Below are 20,317 nucleotides of genomic sequence, written 5' to 3' on the forward strand. Positions count from 1 at the left end.
CTCGCATAGAATGCGGGCAGATCGAGGCCAAATGGGCTTCGGGGCCGCACATGCCAGCAGGCCAGCACACCGGGCACCCAAGTTTTGATCCTGTACGAATATCCCTTCAACGAACGCATTCGGACGCTGCTGCGCCTCGAAGACCTGTTCGAGCGGCTGGATTTCTTTCTCGTGCAGGAGCACCCGCTGCAACACCACGTGGCACTGACCACGCTGTTCGAAGTGGTCGACGTGGCCGGGCGTGCCGATCTCAAATCCGATCTGCTGAAAGAACTCGATCGCCAGCGCCAGACGCTCACCGCGCTGCGCGCCAATCCGCAGATCGATCAAGACGCGCTTGATGCCGTCATCAGCGAGCTGGAAACCGCCTCGGGCAATCTCACCGCCACACATGGCAAGGCCGGCCAGCTCATCGCCGACAACGAGTGGCTGACGAGCATCCGCAGCCGCGCCATCATCCCCGGTGGTACGTGTGAATTCGATCTGCCGGCGTATTTTGCATGGCAGCATCATCCGGCCGAGCGCCGCCGCGCCGACATCATCAAATGGGCCCAACCGCTCGTGCCGCTGCGCGACGCCACGATGATCGTGCTGCGCCTGCTGCGCGAATCGGGTCAGAGTGGCAAGGTGATTGCTAACGCTGGGAGCTATCAGCAGATGCTGTCGGGCCGCGTGTACCAACTGATGCAGGTGCGCCTGGATGAGTCGGCGCTGGGGTTCATTCCCGAGATCAGCGCCAACAAATACATGCTCTGGGTGCGCTTTACCCAGCAGGATGGCGACCTGCGACCCAAGCCGGTCGACGCGGATATCCCGTTCCAGCTGAAGCTCTGTAATTTCTGAGCCGCACCATGAATGTGAAGACCGTCAAATGCCCCAGCTGCGGCAAGCCCGTGCCTTGGGTGCCTGAGAGCCGCTACCGCCCCTTCTGCTCTGAGCGTTGCAAGCAGATCGACCTGGGCGCGTGGGCAGCCGAGCAGTACACCATCCCCGTGGTCGAAGAAGACGACCTGCCCGACGCACCGGGCAACGATACGAGCGGCAAGCTCAACTAGCCGTCGTTTCCTCGCGCATCCATTCGAACACGGGCAACGTTGCCGGCAGCACCGGATGGACGCTGATCGGCAGCGTCTGCCAAGCGAAATCCTGGCCTTCCAGTGCGCGCAACGTGCCGTCCCAGGCAGTGACCTTGCAGAAGTGCAGGCGCACGTACGCGTGCGGGTAGTCGTGCTCGATGGTGTGCCAGGGAACGCAGGTGCGCAGCGTGACGTCCAGCTCTTCCTTCAACTCACGCATGAGCGCAGCCTCGACCGATTCGCCCGCTTCAAGCTTGCCGCCCGGGAATTCCCAGTAGCCCGCGTAAGGCTTGCCTTCCGGACGCTGGGCTAGCAAGAACTTGCCGTCGGGCTGCACGAGCACGCCAACGGCCACTTCGGTGATCTTGCGGCCGTCCGGCGTGTGCGTCGGTGGCACTTGCCTCAGGTTGTCAGTCGACATGGTGCCGCCCATGCTTGCCACCCCAGTCGCGGGCGAATTGCCATGCCACGCGGCCCGAACGCGAACCGCGCTCCAGCGCCCATACCAGCGCGTCGCCACGGGCGGCGGCGATGTCCTCGTCATTGCAGCCGAAGTACTTCAGCCAGTGGCCGACGATGGTCAGGTATTCGTCCTGCTTGGGCGGGTAGAACGACAGCCACAGCCCAAACCGCTCCGACAGCGAGATCTTCTCTTCCACCACCTCGCCCGGATGGATTTCGCCGTCCGAGGTGTGCTGATAGGTCTCGTTGTCCTTCATGTATTCCGGCAGCAGGTGGCGCCGGTTCGATGTTGCGTAGATCAGCACGTTGTCTGACTGCGTTGCCACCGAGCCGTCCAGCGCAGACTTCAGCGCCTTGTAGCCCGACTCGCCCTCTTCGAACGAAAGGTCATCGCAGAAGATCGCGAAGCGCTCGGGGCGCGCCGAGAGTTGATCGACGATATCGCCCAAGTCAGCCAGATCGTCCTTGTCGACCTCGACCAAGCGCAGGCCTTCCTTCACGAACTCATTCAGGCACGCCTTGATGAGCGACGACTTGCCGGTGCCACGCGCGCCCGTCAGGAGCACGTTGTTGGCCGGCAACTTGCGCACGAACTGGCGCGTGTTGGCGACGATGGCGTCTTTCTGACGCTCGATGTTGTGCAGATCGCTCAGATGGATCGGCGGCAGCTGCCGGATCGGCGCGAGATAGCCGATGTTGCCGAACAGGCTCTGGCGTTTGCGCCAGCGGAAGGCAACGGCCTCGTTCCAGTCAGCTTCGGTCAGTTCAGGCGGCAGCCATTGCTCAAGCCGCCCCAGAAAGCGGTCGAGCCGTGCGGAAAGGTCAGACGACATGGCGGCGGCTCCGGATTACGAACGGTAATCCGCGTTGATCGACACGTAGTCGTGCGAGAAGTCGCACGTCCACACGGTGGCGGTGGCGTCGCCGCGGCCGAGCGCGATGCGTACGGTGATCTCCGCCTGCTTCATTACGCGCTGGCCGTCTTCTTCGCGGTATTCGGGGTTGCGGCCACCGTCACGTGCGACGCATACGTCGTCGAGCCACAGGTTGACGCCGTTCACATCGAGATCCGTCACCCCGGCGTAGCCGACAGCCGCCAGGATGCGCCCCAGGTTGGGGTCCGAAGCGTAGAACGCGGTCTTGACCAGCGGCGAGTGCGCGACCGCATAGGCGATGAGGCGGCACTCTTCGACGTTGCGGCCGCCCTCAACCTGGATGGCCATGAACTTGGTCGCGCCCTCGCCATCGCGCACGATCTTCTGCGCCAGCTCTTGTGCGAGGCCCGTCAGCGCATCGCGCAGCGCAGCGTAGTCGGGGTGCGACTCGGAATCGATGCGCGGCGTGCCAGCCCGGCCCGTCGCGATGACGACGAACGAGTCGTTGGTGGAGGTATCGCCGTCCACCGTCACGCTGTTGAACGAGTGATCGGCGGCGTGGCGCACCAGACCTTGAAGCACGGCTTCATCCACATTGGCATCGGTGGCGATGAAGCCGAGCATCGTCGCCATGTTCGGACGGATCATGCCTGCACCCTTGCTGATGCCGGACATGCGCACGGTTTTGCCCGACAGCGTGCACGTGGCCGACGCTGCCTTGGGTACGGTGTCGGTGGTCATAATCGCCTCGGCGGCAGCCAGCCAGTTGTCCGGCTTGGCGTTCGCCTCAGCAGCGGGCAGTCCGGCGATGATGCGGTCGACCGGCAGCGGCTCCAGAATCACGCCCGTCGAGAACGGCAGCACCTGTTCCGCCGACACGCCCAGCAGCTTGGCCACGGCATCGCAGGTCTGACGCGCATGCGCAAGGCCAGGCGCGCCCGTACCGGCATTCGCGTTACCCGTGTTGACGACGATCGCGCGTGCGCCCTTGCCGCTCGCCAGATGCTCACGGCATACCTGCACAGGCGCCGCGCAGAAACGGTTCTGCGTAAACACACCGGCTACCGTCGAGCCCTCGGCGATACGAACCAGCAGCACGTCCTTGCGATTGGCCTTGCGCACACCGGCCTCGGCCCAGCCGAGGTCCACGCCGTCGATCGGCAACAGGGTATCAGCGGCGGGCGCGACGAGATTCACAGCCATGGAGCACACCTTTCAAAATGAGGATGCCCGCATTGCGGGCATCGTGAATCAACAGAAAACAGGTTCCAGCAGCGTCAGACAAGTTTGCCGTGGCACTGCTTGTACTTCTTGCCCGAACCGCATGGGCACGGATCGTTGCGGCCAACCTTCGGCACTTCGCCAGCCAGTGCGGCAGCAGCGGCCGATGCCGCCGAACGCGGTGCAGCCATGGCCGGCGTTGCGCCATGGATCTCCGCATCACCTGCAGCCACTTCGGCCAGTTCGCTGAACTCGTCGTGCTTGTACTGCAGGTTGGTCAGCGCGGAAAGATCTTCTTCAATCTGCTCGGAGGCTTGCTCCAGCTCTTCCTGCGACTGGATGCGCACCGTGAAGACAATACGCGTGACTTCGTTGCGGATGGTATCGAGCAAGCGGCCGAACAGTTCGAACGACTCGCGCTTGTACTCCTGCTTCGGGTCCTTCTGCGCATAGCCGCGCAGGTGGATACCCTGGCGCAGCATGTCGAGCGCCGCCAGGTGCTCACGCCAGTGCGTGTCGAGGCTTTGCAGCATCACCGAACGCTCGAAGCCGGCGAAGGACTCACGGCCAACCTGCGCCACCTTGCCTTCGTACACCGCCTCGGCGGCGTCCAGCACCATCTTGAGCAGGTCTTCGTCTTCGATCGACTGTGCGTCTTCCAGCGTCTTCACCAGCGGCTGGTCGACACCCCAGTCCTCGCGCAGGGTCTTCTCCAGACCGGCGACATCCCACTGCTCTTCCATGGTCTCGGCCGGCACATACGTGCGGAAGAGCTCCGTGAACACGGATTCACGCAGGTTTTTGACGAGGTCGCCCACGTCCTGCGCTTCGAGAATCTCGTTGCGCAGCTTGTAGAGTTCCTTGCGCTGATCGTTGGAGACGTCGTCGTACTGCAGCAGTTGCTTGCGGATATCGAAGTTGCGGCCTTCAACCTTGCGCTGCGCCGATTCGATCGAGCGCGTGACGATGCCGGCTTCGATCGGTTCGCCTTCGGGCATCTTCAGGCGATCCATGATCGCCCGCACGCGGTCGCCCGCGAAAATGCGCAACAGTTGATCGTCCAGCGACAGATAGAAGCGCGACGAACCCGGATCACCCTGACGGCCGGCACGGCCACGCAACTGGTTGTCGATCCGGCGAGACTCATGGCGCTCGGTGCCGACGATGTGCAGACCGCCCGCAGCCTTCACCTGCTCGTGCAGCGATTGCCATTCGTCCTGCAACGTCTTCACGCGCGAGGCCTTTTCTGCGTCGGAGAGCGACTCGTCGGCCATCACGAAGCCGGACTGCTTCTCCACATTGCCGCCCAGCACAATGTCGGTACCACGGCCCGCCATGTTGGTGGCGATGGTGATCATCTTCGGGCGACCGGCCTGCGCGATGATCTCGGCCTCACGCTCGTGCTGCTTCGCGTTCAGCACCTGGTGCGGCAGCTTGGCCTGGTTCAGCAGGTTCGACAGCAGTTCGGAGTTTTCGATTGACGTCGTGCCCACCAGCACCGGCTGGCCACGCTCGTAGCAATCGCGAATGTCGCGAATGACGGCGTCGTAGCGCTCCTTCGAGGTCTTGTAGATCTGATCCTGCAAGTCCTTGCGCTGCGGGGGGCGGTTGGTCGGGATCACCACGGTTTCCAGCCCGTAGATCTCCTGGAATTCATACGCTTCCGTGTCCGCCGTACCGGTCATGCCCGACAGCTTGTTATACATGCGGAAGTAGTTCTGGAATGTGATGGTCGCCAGCGTCTGGTTTTCCTGCTGGATCTGCACACCTTCCTTGGCTTCCACGGCTTGGTGCAGACCGTCGGACCAACGGCGGCCCGACATCAGGCGGCCGGTGAATTCATCGACGATCACCACTTCACCGTTCTGCACAACGTAGTGCTGATCGCGGAAGAACAGGCTGTGCGCACGCAGGGCGGCGTACAGGTGGTGCATCAGCGTGATGTTCTGCGGCGCGTAGAGCGACTCGCCCTCGCCGATCAAGCCGGCTTGCAGCAGGATCTGCTCAGCCTTCTCGTGACCGGATTCGGTCAGGTAGACCTGGTGCGATTTTTCGTCGACGTAGTAGTCGCCTGGCTTCTCGACACCCGTACCATCCGACTTCTCTTCGCCGATCTGGCGCGTGAGCTGCGCCGGAATGCTGTTCATGCGGCGGTACAGGTCGGTGTGGTCTTCAGCCTGGCCAGAGATGATCAGCGGGGTGCGTGCCTCATCGATCAGGATCGAGTCCACCTCATCGACGATCGCGTAGTTCAGCGGACGCTGCACGCGCTGGCCGGCGTCGTACACCATGTTGTCGCGCAGGTAGTCGAAGCCGAACTCGTTGTTGGTGCCGTAGGTGATGTCCGACGCGTAGGCAGCCTGCTTCTGGTCATGGTCCATGGTGGTCAGGTTGACCCCCACCGACAGGCCCAGCCAGTTATACAGGCGGCCCATCCACTCGGCATCGCGCTGAGCCAGGTAATCGTTGACCGTCACGACGTGCACGCCCTGGCCGGAAATGGCGTTCAGGTATACGGCCAGCGTGGCGGTCAGCGTCTTGCCTTCACCCGTGCGCATTTCGGCGATCTTGCCGTCGTGCAGCACCATGCCACCGATCAGCTGCACGTCGAAGTGCCGCATCTTCATCACACGCTTGCTGGCCTCGCGGCACACAGCGAACGCTTCGGGCAGGAGCGCGTCGAGCGTCTCGCCCTTGCCAAAGCGTTGACGGAATTCTTCGGTCTTGGCCTGCAGCTCGGCATCGGAGAGCGCTTCGAACTTGGGCTCGAGCGCATTGATCTGCGCCACCTTGCGGCGGTACTGTTTGATCAGCCGTTCATTACGGCTGCCGAAAATCTTCTTGAGAAGGCCCGTGATCATCGATGGCTAGGGCTGGTGCGCAACCGGGAAGCGCGTCGAGAGAGACCGCGAAACACAGGCAGCACAACGGCCCAGAAAGGGTTGGCGCAAAGGCGGGAGTTTAGCATGTGCAAAACACCCGCTTGATGGCAGCAGAACCGCCGGATGTGGCGGGAACGCTGCACTTTAGAGCCGCATCGAACGCCGTCCGAGCGGCCACACACTCACGCTGAATTGGGGATGGGCGACCCCGATTGCAACCCGGCCCGGATCAATGGCCGGCAGCCGCCATGCTCTTGCCGATATCGGCCGCCGCAACCTTCGGCGCTGGCGCCTTGTTGGCTGCCATCTTGGGCTGGCCGGCGTTCTCCAGGAAGGCCACCGGATTCTGCGGGACGTCGTTGACGTGCACCTCGAAATGCAGATGGGGGCCGGTAGCACGGCCAGTGCGGCCGATCAGCGCGATGCGCTCGCCCGCCTTCACGATGTCACCGACCTTCACGAACACCTTCGACGCATGGGCATAGCGCGTCTTCAGGCCGTTGCCGTGGTCGATGTCGATCATGTTGCCGTATTCGTGGTGGAATTCGCTGGCCACCACCACGCCGCCAGCAGCCGCGACGATGGGCGTCCCAATAGGGCCAACGAAATCGACGCCGTCATGCTGCGTGCGGCGGCCCGTGAACGGATCGATCCGCGTGCCAAAACCCGACGAATCGTAGCCCGTCGCCACTGGGCGCACGGTGGGCATCATCTTCGCGTGGATTTGGCGGTCCATCAGGGTGCTCTCCAGCACGCTGAGGTAATCGTTGCGCTGGTCAGCCGAGCGCGTCAGGCGATTCAACTCGGATTGGATTTCCGGCATCGACATCGGCCGGGAGAACGCGCCTTCCGGCCCGCCCCGGCTCGGCTGCGATTTGAAATCGAACTCGCGCGGCAGCACACCGGCCAGGCCCGACACGCGGGCCCCCAGCGCGTCCAGGCGCGCGATCTGCGCCTGCATTTCGCCGATGCGCGCAGCCATCAGGTTGAGGTTTTCGCGGGTGACACGCTGGTCTGCGCTGGCAACCGCGGAAGCTGCCGCCCCTGGCAGCAGCCCCTGCTTGGCCGCCAGCCACGTCCCACCGACGGACAGGGCCGCCACGGTCAGCAGCGCCGCGCCAATAGCCACGAAGACGCCGCGTCGCGACAGGTGCATCGCGCCGGCCTTGCGCGGGTGAATCAGGATGATCTGCATCGCTCGTTTTCCGGACAAAAAAGCTGCCCACCGGCACGAAAGCGCGATGAAGCGCCCTACAATGCCGGCATGCGAATCTTTGTTCATCCCGCTCTCAAGACGCCTGTGGCAAAACCCGTCCAGGACTGGCTCTCGGGTGCCGGTTCGGTCGGCCCGCTGATGCAGGCGGCCAGGCAATTGGCGTCATTGGAAGCGGAGGTGTTGTCGCTGTTGCCGCCCGGCTTGGGCGGCGGCGTGGCGATCGGCGGCATCAAGAACGATGCGCGCGACAGCCGAGAAGCGACTCTGGTGTTGCTCGCCGCACATAGTGCGGCTGCGGCGCGCTTACGGCAGGTGGTACCCACCTTGCTAGAGCGTCTGCAGCGCCGGGGATCGCAGATTACCGCAATTCGTGTACGCGTACAACCGCAAGGGGGCAGCGACAGTTTATGGCCACAAGAGACCGAAAAGCCGCCTAAACGCGCCAGGATGACAGCAGTTGGGGTCAACAGCCTGGCGGCACTTGCCAACGAACTGCCCGATTCGCCGCTCCGGAAGGCCTTGGCCGAAATGATCGCACGGCATGTTGCACCTGCGGCCAGGCCCAAATAAAAAGCGCCCCGCAGGGCGCTTTTTTCATGGGTACAAACGCATCAGCCGATCACGAGAATGCCGGTTGCAACTGAGGTAGGAACGCGCGCGGCGCCTCTTCGATTTTGTCGAACGTCACGATCTCGTAGGCCGTTTCATCGGCCAGCAGTGCGCGCAGCAGCGCATTGTTCAGCCCGTGCCCAGACTTGTGTGCCGTATACGCGGCAATCAGCGGGTGACCGACCACATACAGATCGCCGATGGCGTCGAGGATCTTGTGACGGACGAACTCATCGCCGTAGCGCAGTTCGTCGTTGTTGAGCATGCGGTGCTCGTCGAGCACGATGGCATTGTCCAGGCTGCCGCCGCGCGCCAGGCCGACTTCGCGCAGCATTTCGACTTCGTGGGCAAAACCAAACGTACGGGCGCGCGCGATTTCGCGCGTGTAGCTGGTGTCGGCAAAGTCGATCTCGAACGTCTGGCCGGTCTTGTCGACGGCCGGGTGACGGAATTCGATGGTGAACGACAGCTTGAAGCCAAAGTAGGGGTCGAGGCGTGCAAGCTTGTCGCCCTCGCGGATTTCCACCGGCTTGGTCACGCGGATGAACCGCTTGGCCGCGCCCTGCTCTTCGATGCCCGCCGATTGCAGCAGAAACACGAACGAGGCCGCGCTGCCGTCCATGATGGGGATTTCTTCGGCGTCGACGTCGACATAAAGATTGTCGATGCCAAGGCCTGCGCAAGCGGACATCAAATGTTCGACGGTCGACACGCGGGCGCCATCCTTTTGCAGTACGGATGCAAGGCGGGTGTCGCCGATGGCGCTGGCGGTGGCCGGAATCTCGACGGCCGGGTCGAGGTCAACACGCGTGAAGACGATGCCGGTGCCTGCGGCCGCCGGGCGCAACGTCAACGTCACCTTGCGGCCCGAGTGCAACCCGATGCCGACGGTCTTGACGAGGGACTTGATGGTGCGTTGTTTCAACATGGCCGCCCTCAACTCACAGAATTTTTACGATTATTTTTATCTATGCAGTCTGCATAGGTGATAACCCTAAGCATACCATTTTCACGTCCCTGCCTTCAAAACGACTTTTGTATCGGGATGTTAGGAGTGCACACAATCGAGCCAACTACAGTGCACGCAGATTTAGCGCCACGGCCTCATGAGCCTTGAGGTGGGGTGGGATAGCGGGCGGTACTCCGCCATTCGGGGGAGATTGTGACGTGGCGTCAGAGTAGCGCCAGCATCGATTCGGCACTGCTGACGGAGAACTGTCCGGGCGCTTCCACCTGTAGCGCTGTTACCACACCGTCCTTCACGACCATCGCATAGCGCTGCGAACGAATGCCCATACCGCGCTTGGAGAGATCCTGGTCGAGACCGAGTTTGCTCGTGAACTCCGCGCTGCCGTCGCCCAGCATGCGGATTTTGTCGTCGGTGCCCTGCGTGCGGGCCCAGGCCCCCATCACGAAGGCGTCGTTGACGGACACACACCAGATCTCGTCGACACCCTTGGCGCGCAGTGCGTCGAAGTTGGCGAGGTAGCCTGGCACATGCCGCGCGGAGCAGGTCGGCGTGAACGCACCGGGCAGCCCGAAGATGACGATCGTCTTGCCTTCGGCCAGATGCCGCACGGAGAAAGCGTTGGGGCCGAGCGCGCAGCCGTCCTTTTCCACTTCAAAGAACTCGTAGAGCGTTGCGTCGGGCAGCGGTTGACCGGGCTGGATCATGATCGTCAGGAAGCGGTTGCGTGGATATCGCGATCATAGAACCTGCCGAGCGACCGCGCAGCCGGTTCTTAAAACGAGACCGCCCGCGTGAACGAATCACGCGGGCGGTCTTGGGAGACAACACCATCAGGCCGCTTGGGTCGGAACGCAGCGCGCGCGGCACAACGAACGGACACACCCGCCGGGCGGGGTGAACCCTTCCGGGGAGGCGGCCAGAGGCCAACCTGCCCGGCGGCAACGACTGTGTCCGGTTCGTCGAGCGCTGTCGACTGACGAGCGGCGTGCCGTCACACAACGGCGATCACGGGAGGGGAGCCGTGAATCGCGCGCGGCGTGCGGTGCCCCAGGCAGTCGGACGTGCGCGAGCGCTATCGAGCCAACGCGGCCCGGATCAGTCCGCCTGCTTGCGCAGGAATGCCGGAATGTCGTACGTGTCGACGCCCTTCTCTTGCAGTGCTGCCACGTGAGCCGAGGCCGACTCACGCGAGCTGCGCCACACCGCCGGGGTGTCGAAGTTGCTGTAGTCCGGCGCAGCTGCCACCGAATGACCGGAGCCACCCCCGAAAGCCACCGGCTGGTTGTCGGTCCCGGTTTTCAGCAGCGTCATCGTCTGCGGCTGTTGTTGCTTGTTGCGAGCAGCGCGGCCCAGACCCGTGGCAACCACGGTCACGCGCAGTGCGTCGCCCATGGCGTCGTCGTAGACCGTACCGAAGATGACGGTGGCATCTTCCGCGGCATAGCTGCGGATGGTGTTCATCACTTCCTTGGTCTCGGACAGCTTGAGCGAGCGGCTTGCCGTAATGTTGACCAGCACGCCACGCGCGCCCGACAGGTCCACGCCTTCCAGCAGCGGGCTCGCAACGGCTTGCTCAGCCGCCAGACGCGCACGGTCGACGCCGGACACGGTGGCCGTGCCCATCATCGCCTTGCCCTGTTCGCCCATCACTGTCTTCACGTCTTCAAAGTCGACGTTCACCAGACCGTCGACGTTGATGATTTCCGCAATGCCGGCGACCGCGTTGTGCAGCACGTCGTCGGCGCACTGGAAGCACTTGTCCATCTCGGCGTCGTCGCCCATGACTTCGAAGAGCTTTTCGTTGAGCACGACGATCAGCGAATCGACGTTGCCTTCGAGGTCGTTCGCGCCATGCTCGCCAACCTTCGAACGGCGTGCGCCTTCGAAGTCGAACGGCTTGGAGACCACGCCCACGGTCAGGATGCCCATTTCCTTGGCGACCTGTGCGACCACCGGCGCTGCGCCCGTGCCCGTACCGCCGCCCATGCCGGCGGTGATGAAGACCATGTGCGCGCCGCGCAGTGCGTCGGCGATCTGCTCACGGGCTTCCTCCGCGCAATGCTTGCCTACTTCCGGCTTGGCACCGGCGCCGAGGCCCGTGCTGCCGAGCTGCAGCACGCGCGATGCGGTCGAGCGCTTGAGCGCCTGCGCATCGGTGTTCATGCAGATGAATTCCACGCCTTGCACGCCGCGGTTGATCATGTGCTGCACGGCATTACCGCCCGCGCCGCCGACGCCGACCACCTTGATGATGGTGCCGTCCTGCATTTCCGTTTCAATCATGTCGAAGTCCATCATTGCCTCCAGAAGTGATCAGTCCCAGACGATGCAGCCTCCCCGCCGCAACTCCTGGTTCCTGAACAAAAAACATCAAAACAAGAAACTCAACTTGCTCCCCCCGGGGAGCACATCGTCAACACCCGGCACTCGCATGCTCAGAAGTTGCCGATGAACCATTCCTTCATGCGCGTCCAGATCTGCTTGGCCGAGCCGGACTGCACCACGACTTTCCGTCCGCGCACGCGCTGCACGCGACCTTCCTGCAGCAAGCCCATCACCGTGGCGTAGCGCGGGCTCTTCACCACCTCGTGCAGATTGCCGCGGTACTCGGGCACCCCCACGCGCACGGGTTTCAAGAACATGTCTTCCCCCAGCTCGACCATGCCCGGCATCATTGCGGTACCGCCAGTGAGCACCACGCCGCTGGAGAGCAGTTCTTCGTAACCGGATTCGCGCACCACCTGATGCACGAGCGAGAAGAGTTCTTCCACGCGCGGCTCGATCACGGCGGCCAGCGCCTGACGCGAAAGCGTGCGCGGGCCGCGGTCGCCGACGCCCGGCACATCGATCATCTCGTCCGGATCGGCCAGCACCTGCTTGGCGATGCCGTACTGGATCTTGATGTCCTCGGCGTCCGGCGTCGGCGTGCGCAGGGCCATGGCGATGTCGTTGGTGATCTGGTCGCCGGCGATGGGGATCACGGCCGTGTGGCGGATCGCACCTTCGCTGAAGATGGCGATGTCGGTCGTGCCGCTGCCGATGTCGACCAGCACCACGCCGAGTTCCTTTTCGTCTTCGGTCAGCACGGCCAGGCTCGATGCCAGCGGCTGCAGGATCAGGTCGTGCACTTCCAGCCCGCAGCGGCGCACGCACTTGACGATGTTCTGCGCCGCGCTCACGGCGCCCGTCACGATGTGTACCTTCACCTCGAGCCGGATACCGCTCATGCCGATCGGCTCGCGCACGTCTTCCTGACCGTCGATGATGAATTCCTGCGTGAGGATGTGCAGGATCTGCTGATCGGTCGGGATGTTGACGGCCTTGGCGGTCTCGATCACGCGCGCCACATCGGTGGAGGTGACTTCCTTGTCCTTGATCGCCACCATGCCGCTCGAATTGAAGCTGCGGATGTGGCTGCCGGCAATGCCCGTGAAGACCTCGCCGATCTTGCAGTCGGCCATCAGCTCCGCTTCTTCGAGCGCCTTCTGGATCGACTGGACTGTCGCCTCGATATTGACGACTACGCCCTTCTTGAGCCCCTTCGATTCGGTCTGGCCCATGCCGATGACCTCGTAGGCGCCGTCAGGACGCAGCTCGGCCACCACCGCCACCACCTTGGAGGTGCCGATATCCAGCCCGACCAGAAGATCCTTGTATTCCTTGCTCATCGCGTTTTCTCTGTGCTTCGCGTTGCTTTGTTGTTGGCCGCCGGCTTACCCCCCAGCGTGGCTTTCGGCTTTGCAGCACTGCTGGTGCCACTCGTGGTGCCGGGCAACTTGCCCCCCTTGGCCAGCACCGCAGCCTGCGCATCGGTCAGGAAGCGCACACCCGCCGCACGAACTGCAAATCCGTTGGGATACCGCAGGTCGGCGTATTCAATCTGACCGCCCCAGCGCTTGGTCACCTCGGGCCACGCACGCACGAAGCGGCGGGCACGCGCGGCCAGCGCGGTGCGGTCATCGTCATTCAGTTCGCGGCCCAGCTCGATGACCGTGCCGTTGGACAACCGCGCGCGCCAGGCGTAGCGGTCGGTGAGCGTCACGCTCAACGGCTCGACATTCATCGGCTTGAACCACTCGGTCATGGTCTCCAGCTTGTCGACCACATCCTGTTCAGTACCCTCGGGGCCGGCCAGCGCCACCAGGTCAGTGTCGTCCTCGGCTTCGGCCAGGTTGGCCACGAAGACTTCGCCATACGTGTTGACCAGCTTGCCGGACTCATTGCCGCCCCAGGTGCCGAGCGCTTCGTGCTCTTGCACTTCCACCAGCAGCCCGTTGGGCCACACGCGGCGCACGCTCGCGCGCCGCACCCACGGCACCGATTCGAACGCCGCACGCGCATCGTCCAGATTCAGCGAGAAGAAATTGCCGCGCAGCTTGGCCAACGCGTTGGCGCGCAGGCTCGGCACATTCACGTGGCGCAACTCGCTGCCCGCCATCGGCATCACACGCACCTGCTGCAGCTGGAACGTCGGCCGCTGCATCAGCCAGACCGCCCCAACGCCCAACGCGCCAAGCGCGAGCAGCGCATACAGCGCACTCGCGACGGCGTTGAGGAGACGGGTGTTGTGCCACATAACGTTGTGTTGTCCGGTTTCGCTGACGTTGTGTCGATTACTCGGGTTTCCAGTCGGTGCTCGCGTGCAACTCCAGCGACGCACTCGCCGCCAGTTGCAATACGAAATCTTCATAGCTGATGCCGGCCGCGCGGGCGCCCATCGGCACCAACGAATGGCCGGTCATGCCCGGCGACGTGTTCATCTCCAGCAGGAACGGCGCGTTATCGGACTTGCGCAGCATGATGTCGGCGCGGCCCCAGCCACGGCAGCCCAGCCCGCGATATGCCTGCACCACCAGCGCCTGCACGCGCGCGGCCACATCAGCGGGAATCGGTGCCGGGCATTCGTAGCGCGTGTCGTCGGTGAAGTACTTGTTCTGGTAGTCGTAGTTGGCCTGCGGCGCGACGATGCGGATAAGCGGCAATGCCGTAGCGCTCTCCCCTTCGCCGATGATCGGGCAGGTCAGTTCGTCACCTTCGATGAACTGCTCGGCCATCACATCACGATCCAGGCGCGCGGCCTTTTCGTAGGCGGCGGGCAGCTCGGCAACACTCGTGACCTTGGTCAGACCGATCGACGAACCTTCGCGCGCGGGCTTGACGATCAGCGGCAGGCCAAGGCGGTCGGCCACGGCCTGCCAGTCGGCGCCGGCGTGCAGCATCACGAAATCGGGCGTCGGCAGGCCGTGCGTCTGCCATTGGCGCTTGGTGGCTTCCTTGTCCATCGCCAGCGCAGATGCGAGTACGCCGCTGCCGGTGTACGGAATACCGAATTGCTCCAGCAGGCCCTGGATCGTGCCGTCTTCGCCAAAGCGGCCGTGCAGCGAGATCACCACGCGGTCGAACCCTTGCTTGGCCAGATCGGCCACGGGCTGCAGGCCCGGGTCGAACGGGTGCGCATCGACGCCGCGCGCGCGCAGCGCAGCCAGCACGCCGTTGCCGGACATCAGCGAGATTTCGCGCTCGGCCGAACGACCGCCCATGAGCACGCCCACTTTGCCGAGGGACTTCGGATCGATCGTCGGATTGGGAACAAACGGACCGGTCGTCATGCTGCGGCACCTCCGTTCAGGTCCACGACGTTTGCAGTGCGCGCCTGCGCCTGCAACGCAACCACTTGCCCGGGCACCTGCCCGATCGACCCAGCGCCCATGGTGATGACCACGTCGCCGTCCTGCGCCGCATCCAGGATCGCTTGCGGCATGTCTTCGATCTGCTCCACGAATACGGGCTCGATCTTGTTGGCCACGCGCAGCGCACGCGTCAGCGCGCGACCGTCAGCGGCGATGATGGGTGGCTCGCCGGCGGCGTACACCTCGGCCAGCAACAGCGCGTCGACAGTGCCGAGCACTTTCACAAAGTCTTCGAAACAATCGCGCGTGCGCGTGAAGCGGTGCGGCTGGAACGACAGCACGAGGCGGCGATCGGGGAACGCACCGCGCGCAGCAGCCAGCGTTGCCGCCATTTCGACAGGGTGGTGGCCGTAGTCGTCGATGAGCGTGAAGTGGCCCTCACCGTCAGCGGTCGGCACTTCGCCATAACGCTGGAAGCGGCGGCCCACGCCGTTGAACTCGGCCAGCGCCTTGACGATGGCCTCGTCCGGCACTTCCAGTTCGGTGGCGATCGCGATGGCGGCCAGCGCGTTCTGCACGTTGTGCAGGCCCGGCAGGTTGAGCGTGATCGACAGCGGCGGCTCGGCATGGCCGTTGAGCTGGCGGATCACGGTGAATTCCATGCGGCCATCGACAGCGCGCGCATTGACGGCACGCACTTGCGCATCTTCGGCAAACCCGTAGCGCACGACCGGCTTGGAGACGAACGGCAGGATTTCGCGCACGTTCGGGTCGTCCACGCACAGCACGGCAATGCCGTAGAACGGCAGCCGCTGCGTGAACTCGATGAACGCCTGCTTCAGGCGCGCGAAGTCGTGCCCGTAGGTGTCCATGTGATCGGCATCGATATTGGTGATGACCTCGATCACGGGGAACAGGTTGAGGAACGACGCGTCGGATTCGTCGGCCTCGGCGACGATGAAATCGCCCGTGCCGAGGCGCGCGTTGGCGCCTGCGGAGTTGAGACGGCCACCGATGACGAACGTCGGGTCCAGCCCGCCTTCGGCCAGCACGGAGGCGACGAGGCTGGTCGTCGTCGTCTTGCCGTGCGTGCCGGCAATCGCGATGCCCTGCTTCAGGCGCATCAGCTCGGCCAGCATCACCGCACGCGGCACGATGGGGATGCGCTTGGCGCGCGCTGCCAGCACTTCCGGGTTGTCGCCGCGCACGGCGGTGGAGACCACCACGGCATTGGCGCCGATCACATGTTCCGGCGCGTGGCCCTGCTTGATCGTCGCGCCCAGCGTTGCCAGACGCTGCGTGGTCGCGCTGCTGCCCAGATCCGAGCCCGTCACGCGGTAGCCCAGATTCAGCAGCACCTCCGCGATGCCGCTCATGCCGGCGCCGCCGATGCCTACAAAATGGATGTTCTTGACGATGTGCTTCATATCGATTCGTTCCCTATGCCCGTGCCACCGCTACACACACGTCGGCGACACGCTCGGCCGCTTCGGGCCGTGCCTGCTCACGTGCTTTAGCCGCCATATCGGCCAATTGCGCACGCGTCAGGGACGCGAGTGTATCTGCCAGCGATGCCGGACTCAGTTCCTGCTGCGGCACCAACAGCGCCGCTCCGCGTTCGGAAAGGAAGCGCGCATTGGTGGTCTGGTGATCGTCCACGGCATGCGGGAACGGCACGAACAGCGCCGCGACACCCGCCGCAGCCACTTCTGAGACGGTCATGGCGCCCGCGCGGCAGATCACGAGATCGGCGTGCGCATACGCAGCCGCCATGTCGTCGATGAACGGCACAGGCTGCGCGTGGGCATCGTCAATGCCTGCGGCGGCATAGTTGGCGCGCAGCGTATCGATCTGCTTGGCGCCCGCCTGATGGATGACGATGGGACGCGTATCAGCCGGCAGCAACGCCAGCGCCTTGGGCACCACGTCGTTGAGCGCTGCTGCGCCCAGGCTGCCACCCACGACGAGTACGCGCAGCGGGCCGGTTCGCTCGGCGTAGCGCGTTTGCGGCGAAGCCAGCGTGGCGAGGTCAGCGCGGATCGGATTGCCGACCCACTCGGCACCGGCCAGCGCATTCGGAAATGCGCACAGCACGCGATCGGCCACGCGCGCGAGCACGCGGTTGGCGAGCCCCGCAATCGAATTCTGTTCGTGCAGCACCAGCGGGCGACCCTGCAGCACGCTCATCATGCCGCCCGGGAAGGTGATATAGCCGCCCATGCCCAGCACCACGTTCGGGCGCACACGGCGCACCACACCGAGGCTCTGCCAGAAGGCACGCAGCAGGTTGAGCGGCAGCAGAAACTTGGTGACGAGGCCCTTGCCACGCAGACCACCGAACTGCACCGACTCGAGCGGAAAACCGTGCTTGGGCACAAGTTGGCCTTCCATGCCGTTCGCATTACCGAGCCACACCACCTTCCAGCCACGCGCGGCCAGCAGCTTGGCCACCGACAGCGCGGGGAAGATGTGACCGCCCGTGCCGCCGGCCATGACAAGGAGCGTGCGCGGCGCCAGACGGGCCGAATCGCCTGCCGTCATACCTTGCCCCCACGCATCAGCACGCGGTTTTCATAGTCGATACGCAGCAGCACCGCGATCGCGACGCAGTTCATCAGGATGCCGGAGCCGCCGTAGCTGACCAGCGGCAGCGTCAGACCCTTGGTCGGCAGCAGGCCCAGGTTCACGCCCATGTTGATGAAGGCCTGCCACCCGATCCAGATTCCCAGTCCCTTGGCAACGAGGCCGGCGAACGTACGGTCGAGCTGCAGCGCGGTGCGGCCGATCTCGAAGGCGCGGCGCACCATCCAGTAGAACAGCAGGATCACGATCAGCACGCCGACAAAGCCCAGTTCCTCGCCAATGACGGCGAGAATGAAGTCGGTATGCGCTTCAGGCAGGTAGTGCAGCTTCTCGATGCTCCCGCCCAGGCCAACGCCGGTCCACTCGCCACGGCCGAAAGCGATCAGCGAGTGCGTGAGCTGGTATGCCTTGCCCTGCGCGTATTCCTCTTGCCAGGGGTTCAGGTAGGCGAAGATCCGCTCACGCCGCCAGGGCGACGCCACGATCAGCAGCGAGAAGGTGGAAACCGCGGTCAGCACGAGGCCGCCGAACAGCTTGCCGTTCACGCCGCCCAGGAACAGGATGCCCATGGCCACGGCTGCGATCACCAGGAACGCGCCCATGTCCGGCTCCAACAGCAGGAGCGAGCCGACAAACGCCACGGCCACGCCCATGGGCAGGAACCCCTTGCGCACGCTCTGCATCCAGTCCTGCTTGCGCACGGTGTAGTTGGCGGCGTACAGCACCACCGCCAGCTTCATCAGCTCGGACGGCTGGAAATTCATGACGCCCAGCGGCAGCCAGCGGCGCGCGCCATTCACGCCCTTGCCGAGGTGCGGCACGAGCACAATCACCAGCAGGACCAGTGCAATGATGAAGAGCTTCGGAGCGTATTTGTCCCAGAACTTGACCGGAATCTGGAATGCGACGATCGCACCGATCAGCCCGATGACCAGCGAGAAGATGTGGCGGATCAGGAAATGCCCGTTGCTGTAGTTGGCGTACTTGGGCGAATCCGGCAACGCGATCGACGCCGAATACACCATCACCAGCCCGAGGCCGAGCAGCACGATCGCCACCCACATCAGCGGCTGGTCGTACTCCATCATCTTGGAGCGCGTGGGCTTGACGCCCGAAACGGCATCGCGCAGGCCATCCCACGCATTGCCGATGGTCGCGCCGATGAAGCCGCTGCGCTTGATCTGGGTGTCGCTCATAGGAGGACTCCTCGGTCTGCCGCCAATGCGACCACGGCCTCGTGGAACACCTGGGCGCGGTGTTCGTAGTTGCGGAACATGTCGAAGCTTGCGCACGCCGGCGACAACAGCACGGCGTCGCCCGGCTGCGCATGCGCGGCGGCTTGCGGCACGGCGGCTTCCAGCGTCGGCGCATCGATCAGCGCGACACCGGTGTTGGCCAGCGCCTCACGAATCAGCGGTGCATCGCGGCCGATGAGGATCACGGCGCGCGCGTACTGCGCGACCGGCTCGGCCAGGGGCGAGAAGTCCTGGCCCTTGCCATCGCCACCGGCGATCAGCACGACATGCTTGGACAGGCCCGAGAGTGCAGCCACCGTCGCGCCGACGTTGGTGCCCTTGCTGTCGTCGAAGAATTCGATGTCGTCAAACGCAGCGATCAGTTCGACGCGGTGCGGCTCGCCGGCGTAGTCGCGCAGGCCGTGCAGCAGCGCGCTCACTGGCAGGCCGATCGCGCGGCACAGTGCCAGCGCAGCCATCGCGTTGGTCGCGTTGTGCAAGCCACGGATGCGCAGTGCGTCGGCCGGCATCAGACGCTTGAGGCGCACCGGCACCGGCGCGGCCGGCGCGGCGTCGCCCTTCTTGCGGCGCGTAGGCTTGGGCAGATCGTCCTCTTCGACTTCGGCCAACACGATCCAGGGCATGCCGCCATCGCGCAGCAGGCCGAGCGCATCGGGCGTGCCCGGCTCGTCGATGCCGAAGGTGATATCGCCGCCGTTCTTGCTCGCGAATGCCATCACGGCCGTGTCCTGACGGTTCAGCACGCGCACGGTGTTGGCACCGAAGATGCGGCCCTTCGCTGCGGCGTAGGCCTCCATGGTGCCGTGCCAGTCGAGGTGGTCCTGCGTGATGTTCAGTACGGTGGCCGCATCGGCTTCCAGCGAATGCGTGGTTTCGAGCTGGAAGCTGGAAAGCTCGAGCACCCACACGTCAGGCAGCGTGCCTACGTCGACGCATTCGCTCAGCTTGTCGAGTGCAGACGGGCTGATGTTGCCTGCCACGCCGACGGTCTTGCCGGCGCGCTCCACGAGGGCACCCGTGAGCGCCGTGGTGGTCGTCTTGCCGTTCGTCCCGGTGATGGCCAACACGCGCGGCGCGTAGCCTTGCGCGGTCTTGAGACCGGCCAACGCGCGGGCAAACAATTCGATTTCGCCCCACACCGGCACGCTCAGCGCCTTGGCGGCGCTGAGCAGCGCAGCAACGTTGCCATCCAGCGGCGACAGGCCCGGGCTGATCGCGATCAGCGTCACACCGTCCAGCAGCGACACGGCAAACGGGCCGCTCACGAATTCGGCGTCCGGCACATGGGCGCGCAGCGCCGGCAGGTTGGCCGGTGCCTCGCGCGTGTCGGCCACGCGCACGCGCGCGCCATGACGGGCACACCAGCGTGCCATGGCGAGGCCGGATTCGCCGAGGCCGAGCACAAGCACCACCGGCGCTTCGAACTCGCCGAACATGCGCGGCGCCTGTGCGGTTTCAGCGGCGGGCATCGGCTCGGCCGAATCGAGCGTCGCGACAACGGCGTCCACGGCGGCGTCCGGCTGCGTAGCGGCCATGT

General features: G+C 64.4%; 18 protein-coding genes. 3 read left to right on the forward strand and 15 right to left on the reverse strand.

Annotation, left to right across the window (positions count from 1 at the left end):
* The first annotated feature begins 84 nt into the window (after positions 1 to 84).
* Positions 85 to 843 carry a cell division protein ZapD gene (zapD, locus tag CFE42_RS05935; protein ID WP_004633038.1) on the forward strand — a complete coding sequence of 253 codons (759 nt, stop codon included), beginning with the start codon at positions 85 to 87 and terminating at the stop codon, positions 841 to 843.
* 8 nt (positions 844 to 851) lie between these two features.
* The gene (locus CFE42_RS05940) at positions 852 to 1,055 is read left to right on the forward strand and encodes a DNA gyrase inhibitor YacG (RefSeq protein WP_004633040.1); all 204 of its coding nucleotides are present in this window, start codon (positions 852 to 854) and stop codon (positions 1,053 to 1,055) included.
* On the opposite strand, the gene CFE42_RS05945 is transcribed toward CFE42_RS05940, so the two are convergent.
* The 5 genes from CFE42_RS05945 to CFE42_RS05965 form a co-directional block, all read right to left on the reverse strand.
* Complete coding sequence (locus CFE42_RS05945; protein WP_080633393.1) at positions 1,048 to 1,497, reverse strand: NUDIX domain-containing protein; 450 nt, start codon at positions 1,495 to 1,497, stop codon at positions 1,048 to 1,050. The genes CFE42_RS05940 and CFE42_RS05945 overlap by 8 nt on opposite strands.
* Entirely contained in the window at positions 1,487 to 2,371 is an 885-nt protein-coding gene (locus tag CFE42_RS05950; RefSeq protein ID WP_004633043.1) for an ATP-binding protein, read from the reverse strand. The genes CFE42_RS05945 and CFE42_RS05950 overlap by 11 nt, the downstream gene beginning before the upstream one ends.
* A gap of 15 nt (positions 2,372 to 2,386) precedes the next feature.
* The gene (argJ, locus tag CFE42_RS05955; protein WP_004633044.1) at positions 2,387 to 3,616 is read right to left on the reverse strand and encodes a bifunctional glutamate N-acetyltransferase/amino-acid acetyltransferase ArgJ; all 1,230 of its coding nucleotides are present in this window, start codon (positions 3,614 to 3,616) and stop codon (positions 2,387 to 2,389) included.
* Between the two features lie 74 nt (positions 3,617 to 3,690).
* Positions 3,691 to 6,495, reverse strand: coding sequence for a preprotein translocase subunit SecA (gene secA / locus CFE42_RS05960; protein ID WP_004633047.1), 2,805 nt, complete (start codon positions 6,493 to 6,495; stop codon positions 3,691 to 3,693).
* Between the two features lie 250 nt (positions 6,496 to 6,745).
* Positions 6,746 to 7,711, reverse strand: coding sequence for a M23 family metallopeptidase (locus CFE42_RS05965; RefSeq protein ID WP_004633050.1), 966 nt, complete (start codon positions 7,709 to 7,711; stop codon positions 6,746 to 6,748).
* A gap of 69 nt (positions 7,712 to 7,780) precedes the next feature.
* Here CFE42_RS05965 and CFE42_RS05970 point away from each other — a divergent pair, with 69 nt between their 5' ends.
* Positions 7,781 to 8,302, forward strand: coding sequence for a DciA family protein (locus CFE42_RS05970; RefSeq protein WP_004633051.1), 522 nt, complete (start codon positions 7,781 to 7,783; stop codon positions 8,300 to 8,302).
* Between the two features lie 49 nt (positions 8,303 to 8,351).
* Here CFE42_RS05970 and lpxC read toward each other — a convergent pair whose 3' ends face one another.
* The 10 genes from lpxC to murD all read right to left on the reverse strand — a co-directional run bounded on the left by lpxC (position 8,352) and on the right by murD (position 20,216).
* A complete protein-coding gene (gene lpxC, locus CFE42_RS05975) occupies positions 8,352 to 9,269 on the reverse strand; it encodes a UDP-3-O-acyl-N-acetylglucosamine deacetylase (RefSeq protein ID WP_004633054.1) in 918 nt (305 codons plus the stop codon).
* A gap of 245 nt (positions 9,270 to 9,514) precedes the next feature.
* Entirely contained in the window at positions 9,515 to 10,015 is a 501-nt protein-coding gene (locus CFE42_RS05980; protein WP_004633056.1) for a peroxiredoxin, read from the reverse strand.
* Between the two features lie 391 nt (positions 10,016 to 10,406).
* The gene (gene ftsZ, locus CFE42_RS05985; RefSeq protein ID WP_004633058.1) at positions 10,407 to 11,606 is read right to left on the reverse strand and encodes a cell division protein FtsZ; all 1,200 of its coding nucleotides are present in this window, start codon (positions 11,604 to 11,606) and stop codon (positions 10,407 to 10,409) included.
* Between the two features lie 140 nt (positions 11,607 to 11,746).
* Positions 11,747 to 12,979, reverse strand: a complete 1,233-nt coding sequence (gene ftsA, locus CFE42_RS05990; protein WP_004633059.1) for a cell division protein FtsA — start codon at positions 12,977 to 12,979, stop codon at positions 11,747 to 11,749.
* On the reverse strand, positions 12,976 to 13,887 hold the full coding sequence (locus CFE42_RS05995; RefSeq protein WP_004633061.1) for a cell division protein FtsQ/DivIB: 912 nt from the start codon (positions 13,885 to 13,887) through the stop codon (positions 12,976 to 12,978). Before CFE42_RS05995 ends, ftsA begins: the two co-directional genes overlap by 4 nt.
* Positions 13,888 to 13,924: 37 nt before the next feature.
* The gene (locus tag CFE42_RS06000; protein WP_004633064.1) at positions 13,925 to 14,920 is read right to left on the reverse strand and encodes a D-alanine--D-alanine ligase; all 996 of its coding nucleotides are present in this window, start codon (positions 14,918 to 14,920) and stop codon (positions 13,925 to 13,927) included.
* Positions 14,917 to 16,368: a UDP-N-acetylmuramate--L-alanine ligase gene (murC, locus tag CFE42_RS06005; protein WP_004633067.1), complete on the reverse strand. Its 1,452-nt coding sequence runs from the start codon at positions 16,366 to 16,368 to the stop codon at positions 14,917 to 14,919. The genes CFE42_RS06000 and murC overlap by 4 nt, the downstream gene beginning before the upstream one ends.
* A gap of 13 nt (positions 16,369 to 16,381) precedes the next feature.
* Positions 16,382 to 17,482, reverse strand: coding sequence for an undecaprenyldiphospho-muramoylpentapeptide beta-N-acetylglucosaminyltransferase (murG, locus tag CFE42_RS06010; protein WP_004633069.1), 1,101 nt, complete (start codon positions 17,480 to 17,482; stop codon positions 16,382 to 16,384).
* Positions 17,479 to 18,720, reverse strand: a complete 1,242-nt coding sequence (gene ftsW, locus CFE42_RS06015) for a putative lipid II flippase FtsW (RefSeq protein WP_004633071.1) — start codon at positions 18,718 to 18,720, stop codon at positions 17,479 to 17,481. Before ftsW ends, murG begins: the two co-directional genes overlap by 4 nt.
* Positions 18,717 to 20,216 carry a UDP-N-acetylmuramoyl-L-alanine--D-glutamate ligase gene (gene murD, locus CFE42_RS06020; RefSeq protein ID WP_193747935.1) on the reverse strand — a complete coding sequence of 500 codons (1,500 nt, stop codon included), beginning with the start codon at positions 20,214 to 20,216 and terminating at the stop codon, positions 18,717 to 18,719. The genes ftsW and murD overlap by 4 nt, the downstream gene beginning before the upstream one ends.
* Positions 20,217 to 20,317: the final 101 nt, after the last annotated feature.

This window comes from Ralstonia sp. PBBBR1, from assembly GCF_002256165.1.
GTDB classification, from domain to species: Bacteria; Pseudomonadota; Gammaproteobacteria; order Burkholderiales; family Burkholderiaceae; genus Ralstonia; species Ralstonia thomasii.

Excerpts from the sequence above, each read along its gene's own strand:
- ftsA (WP_004633059.1), bottom strand. The coding sequence starts at position 12,979 with ATGAGCAAGGAATACAAGGATCTTCTGGTCGGGCTGGATATCGGCACC.
- murC (WP_004633067.1), bottom strand. The coding sequence starts at position 16,368 with ATGAAGCACATCGTCAAGAACATCCATTTTGTAGGCATCGGCGGCGCC.
- ftsW (WP_004633071.1), bottom strand. The coding sequence starts at position 18,720 with ATGAGCGACACCCAGATCAAGCGCAGCGGCTTCATCGGCGCGACCATC.
- ftsZ (WP_004633058.1), bottom strand. The coding sequence starts at position 11,606 with ATGGACTTCGACATGATTGAAACGGAAATGCAGGACGGCACCATCATC.
- lpxC (WP_004633054.1), bottom strand. The coding sequence starts at position 9,269 with ATGTTGAAACAACGCACCATCAAGTCCCTCGTCAAGACCGTCGGCATC.
- CFE42_RS05965 (WP_004633050.1), bottom strand. The coding sequence starts at position 7,711 with ATGCAGATCATCCTGATTCACCCGCGCAAGGCCGGCGCGATGCACCTG.
- CFE42_RS05980 (WP_004633056.1), bottom strand. The coding sequence starts at position 10,015 with ATGATCCAGCCCGGTCAACCGCTGCCCGACGCAACGCTCTACGAGTTC.
- CFE42_RS05970 (WP_004633051.1), top strand. The coding sequence starts at position 7,781 with ATGCGAATCTTTGTTCATCCCGCTCTCAAGACGCCTGTGGCAAAACCC.
- CFE42_RS05940 (WP_004633040.1), top strand. The coding sequence starts at position 852 with ATGAATGTGAAGACCGTCAAATGCCCCAGCTGCGGCAAGCCCGTGCCT.
- CFE42_RS05950 (WP_004633043.1), bottom strand. The coding sequence starts at position 2,371 with ATGTCGTCTGACCTTTCCGCACGGCTCGACCGCTTTCTGGGGCGGCTT.
- argJ (WP_004633044.1), bottom strand. The coding sequence starts at position 3,616 with ATGGCTGTGAATCTCGTCGCGCCCGCCGCTGATACCCTGTTGCCGATC.
- murD (WP_193747935.1), bottom strand. The coding sequence starts at position 20,216 with ATGTTCGGCGAGTTCGAAGCGCCGGTGGTGCTTGTGCTCGGCCTCGGC.
- murG (WP_004633069.1), bottom strand. The coding sequence starts at position 17,482 with ATGACGGCAGGCGATTCGGCCCGTCTGGCGCCGCGCACGCTCCTTGTC.
- CFE42_RS05945 (WP_080633393.1), bottom strand. The coding sequence starts at position 1,497 with ATGTCGACTGACAACCTGAGGCAAGTGCCACCGACGCACACGCCGGAC.
- CFE42_RS06000 (WP_004633064.1), bottom strand. The coding sequence starts at position 14,920 with ATGACGACCGGTCCGTTTGTTCCCAATCCGACGATCGATCCGAAGTCC.
- secA (WP_004633047.1), bottom strand. The coding sequence starts at position 6,495 with ATGATCACGGGCCTTCTCAAGAAGATTTTCGGCAGCCGTAATGAACGG.
- CFE42_RS05995 (WP_004633061.1), bottom strand. The coding sequence starts at position 13,887 with ATGTGGCACAACACCCGTCTCCTCAACGCCGTCGCGAGTGCGCTGTAT.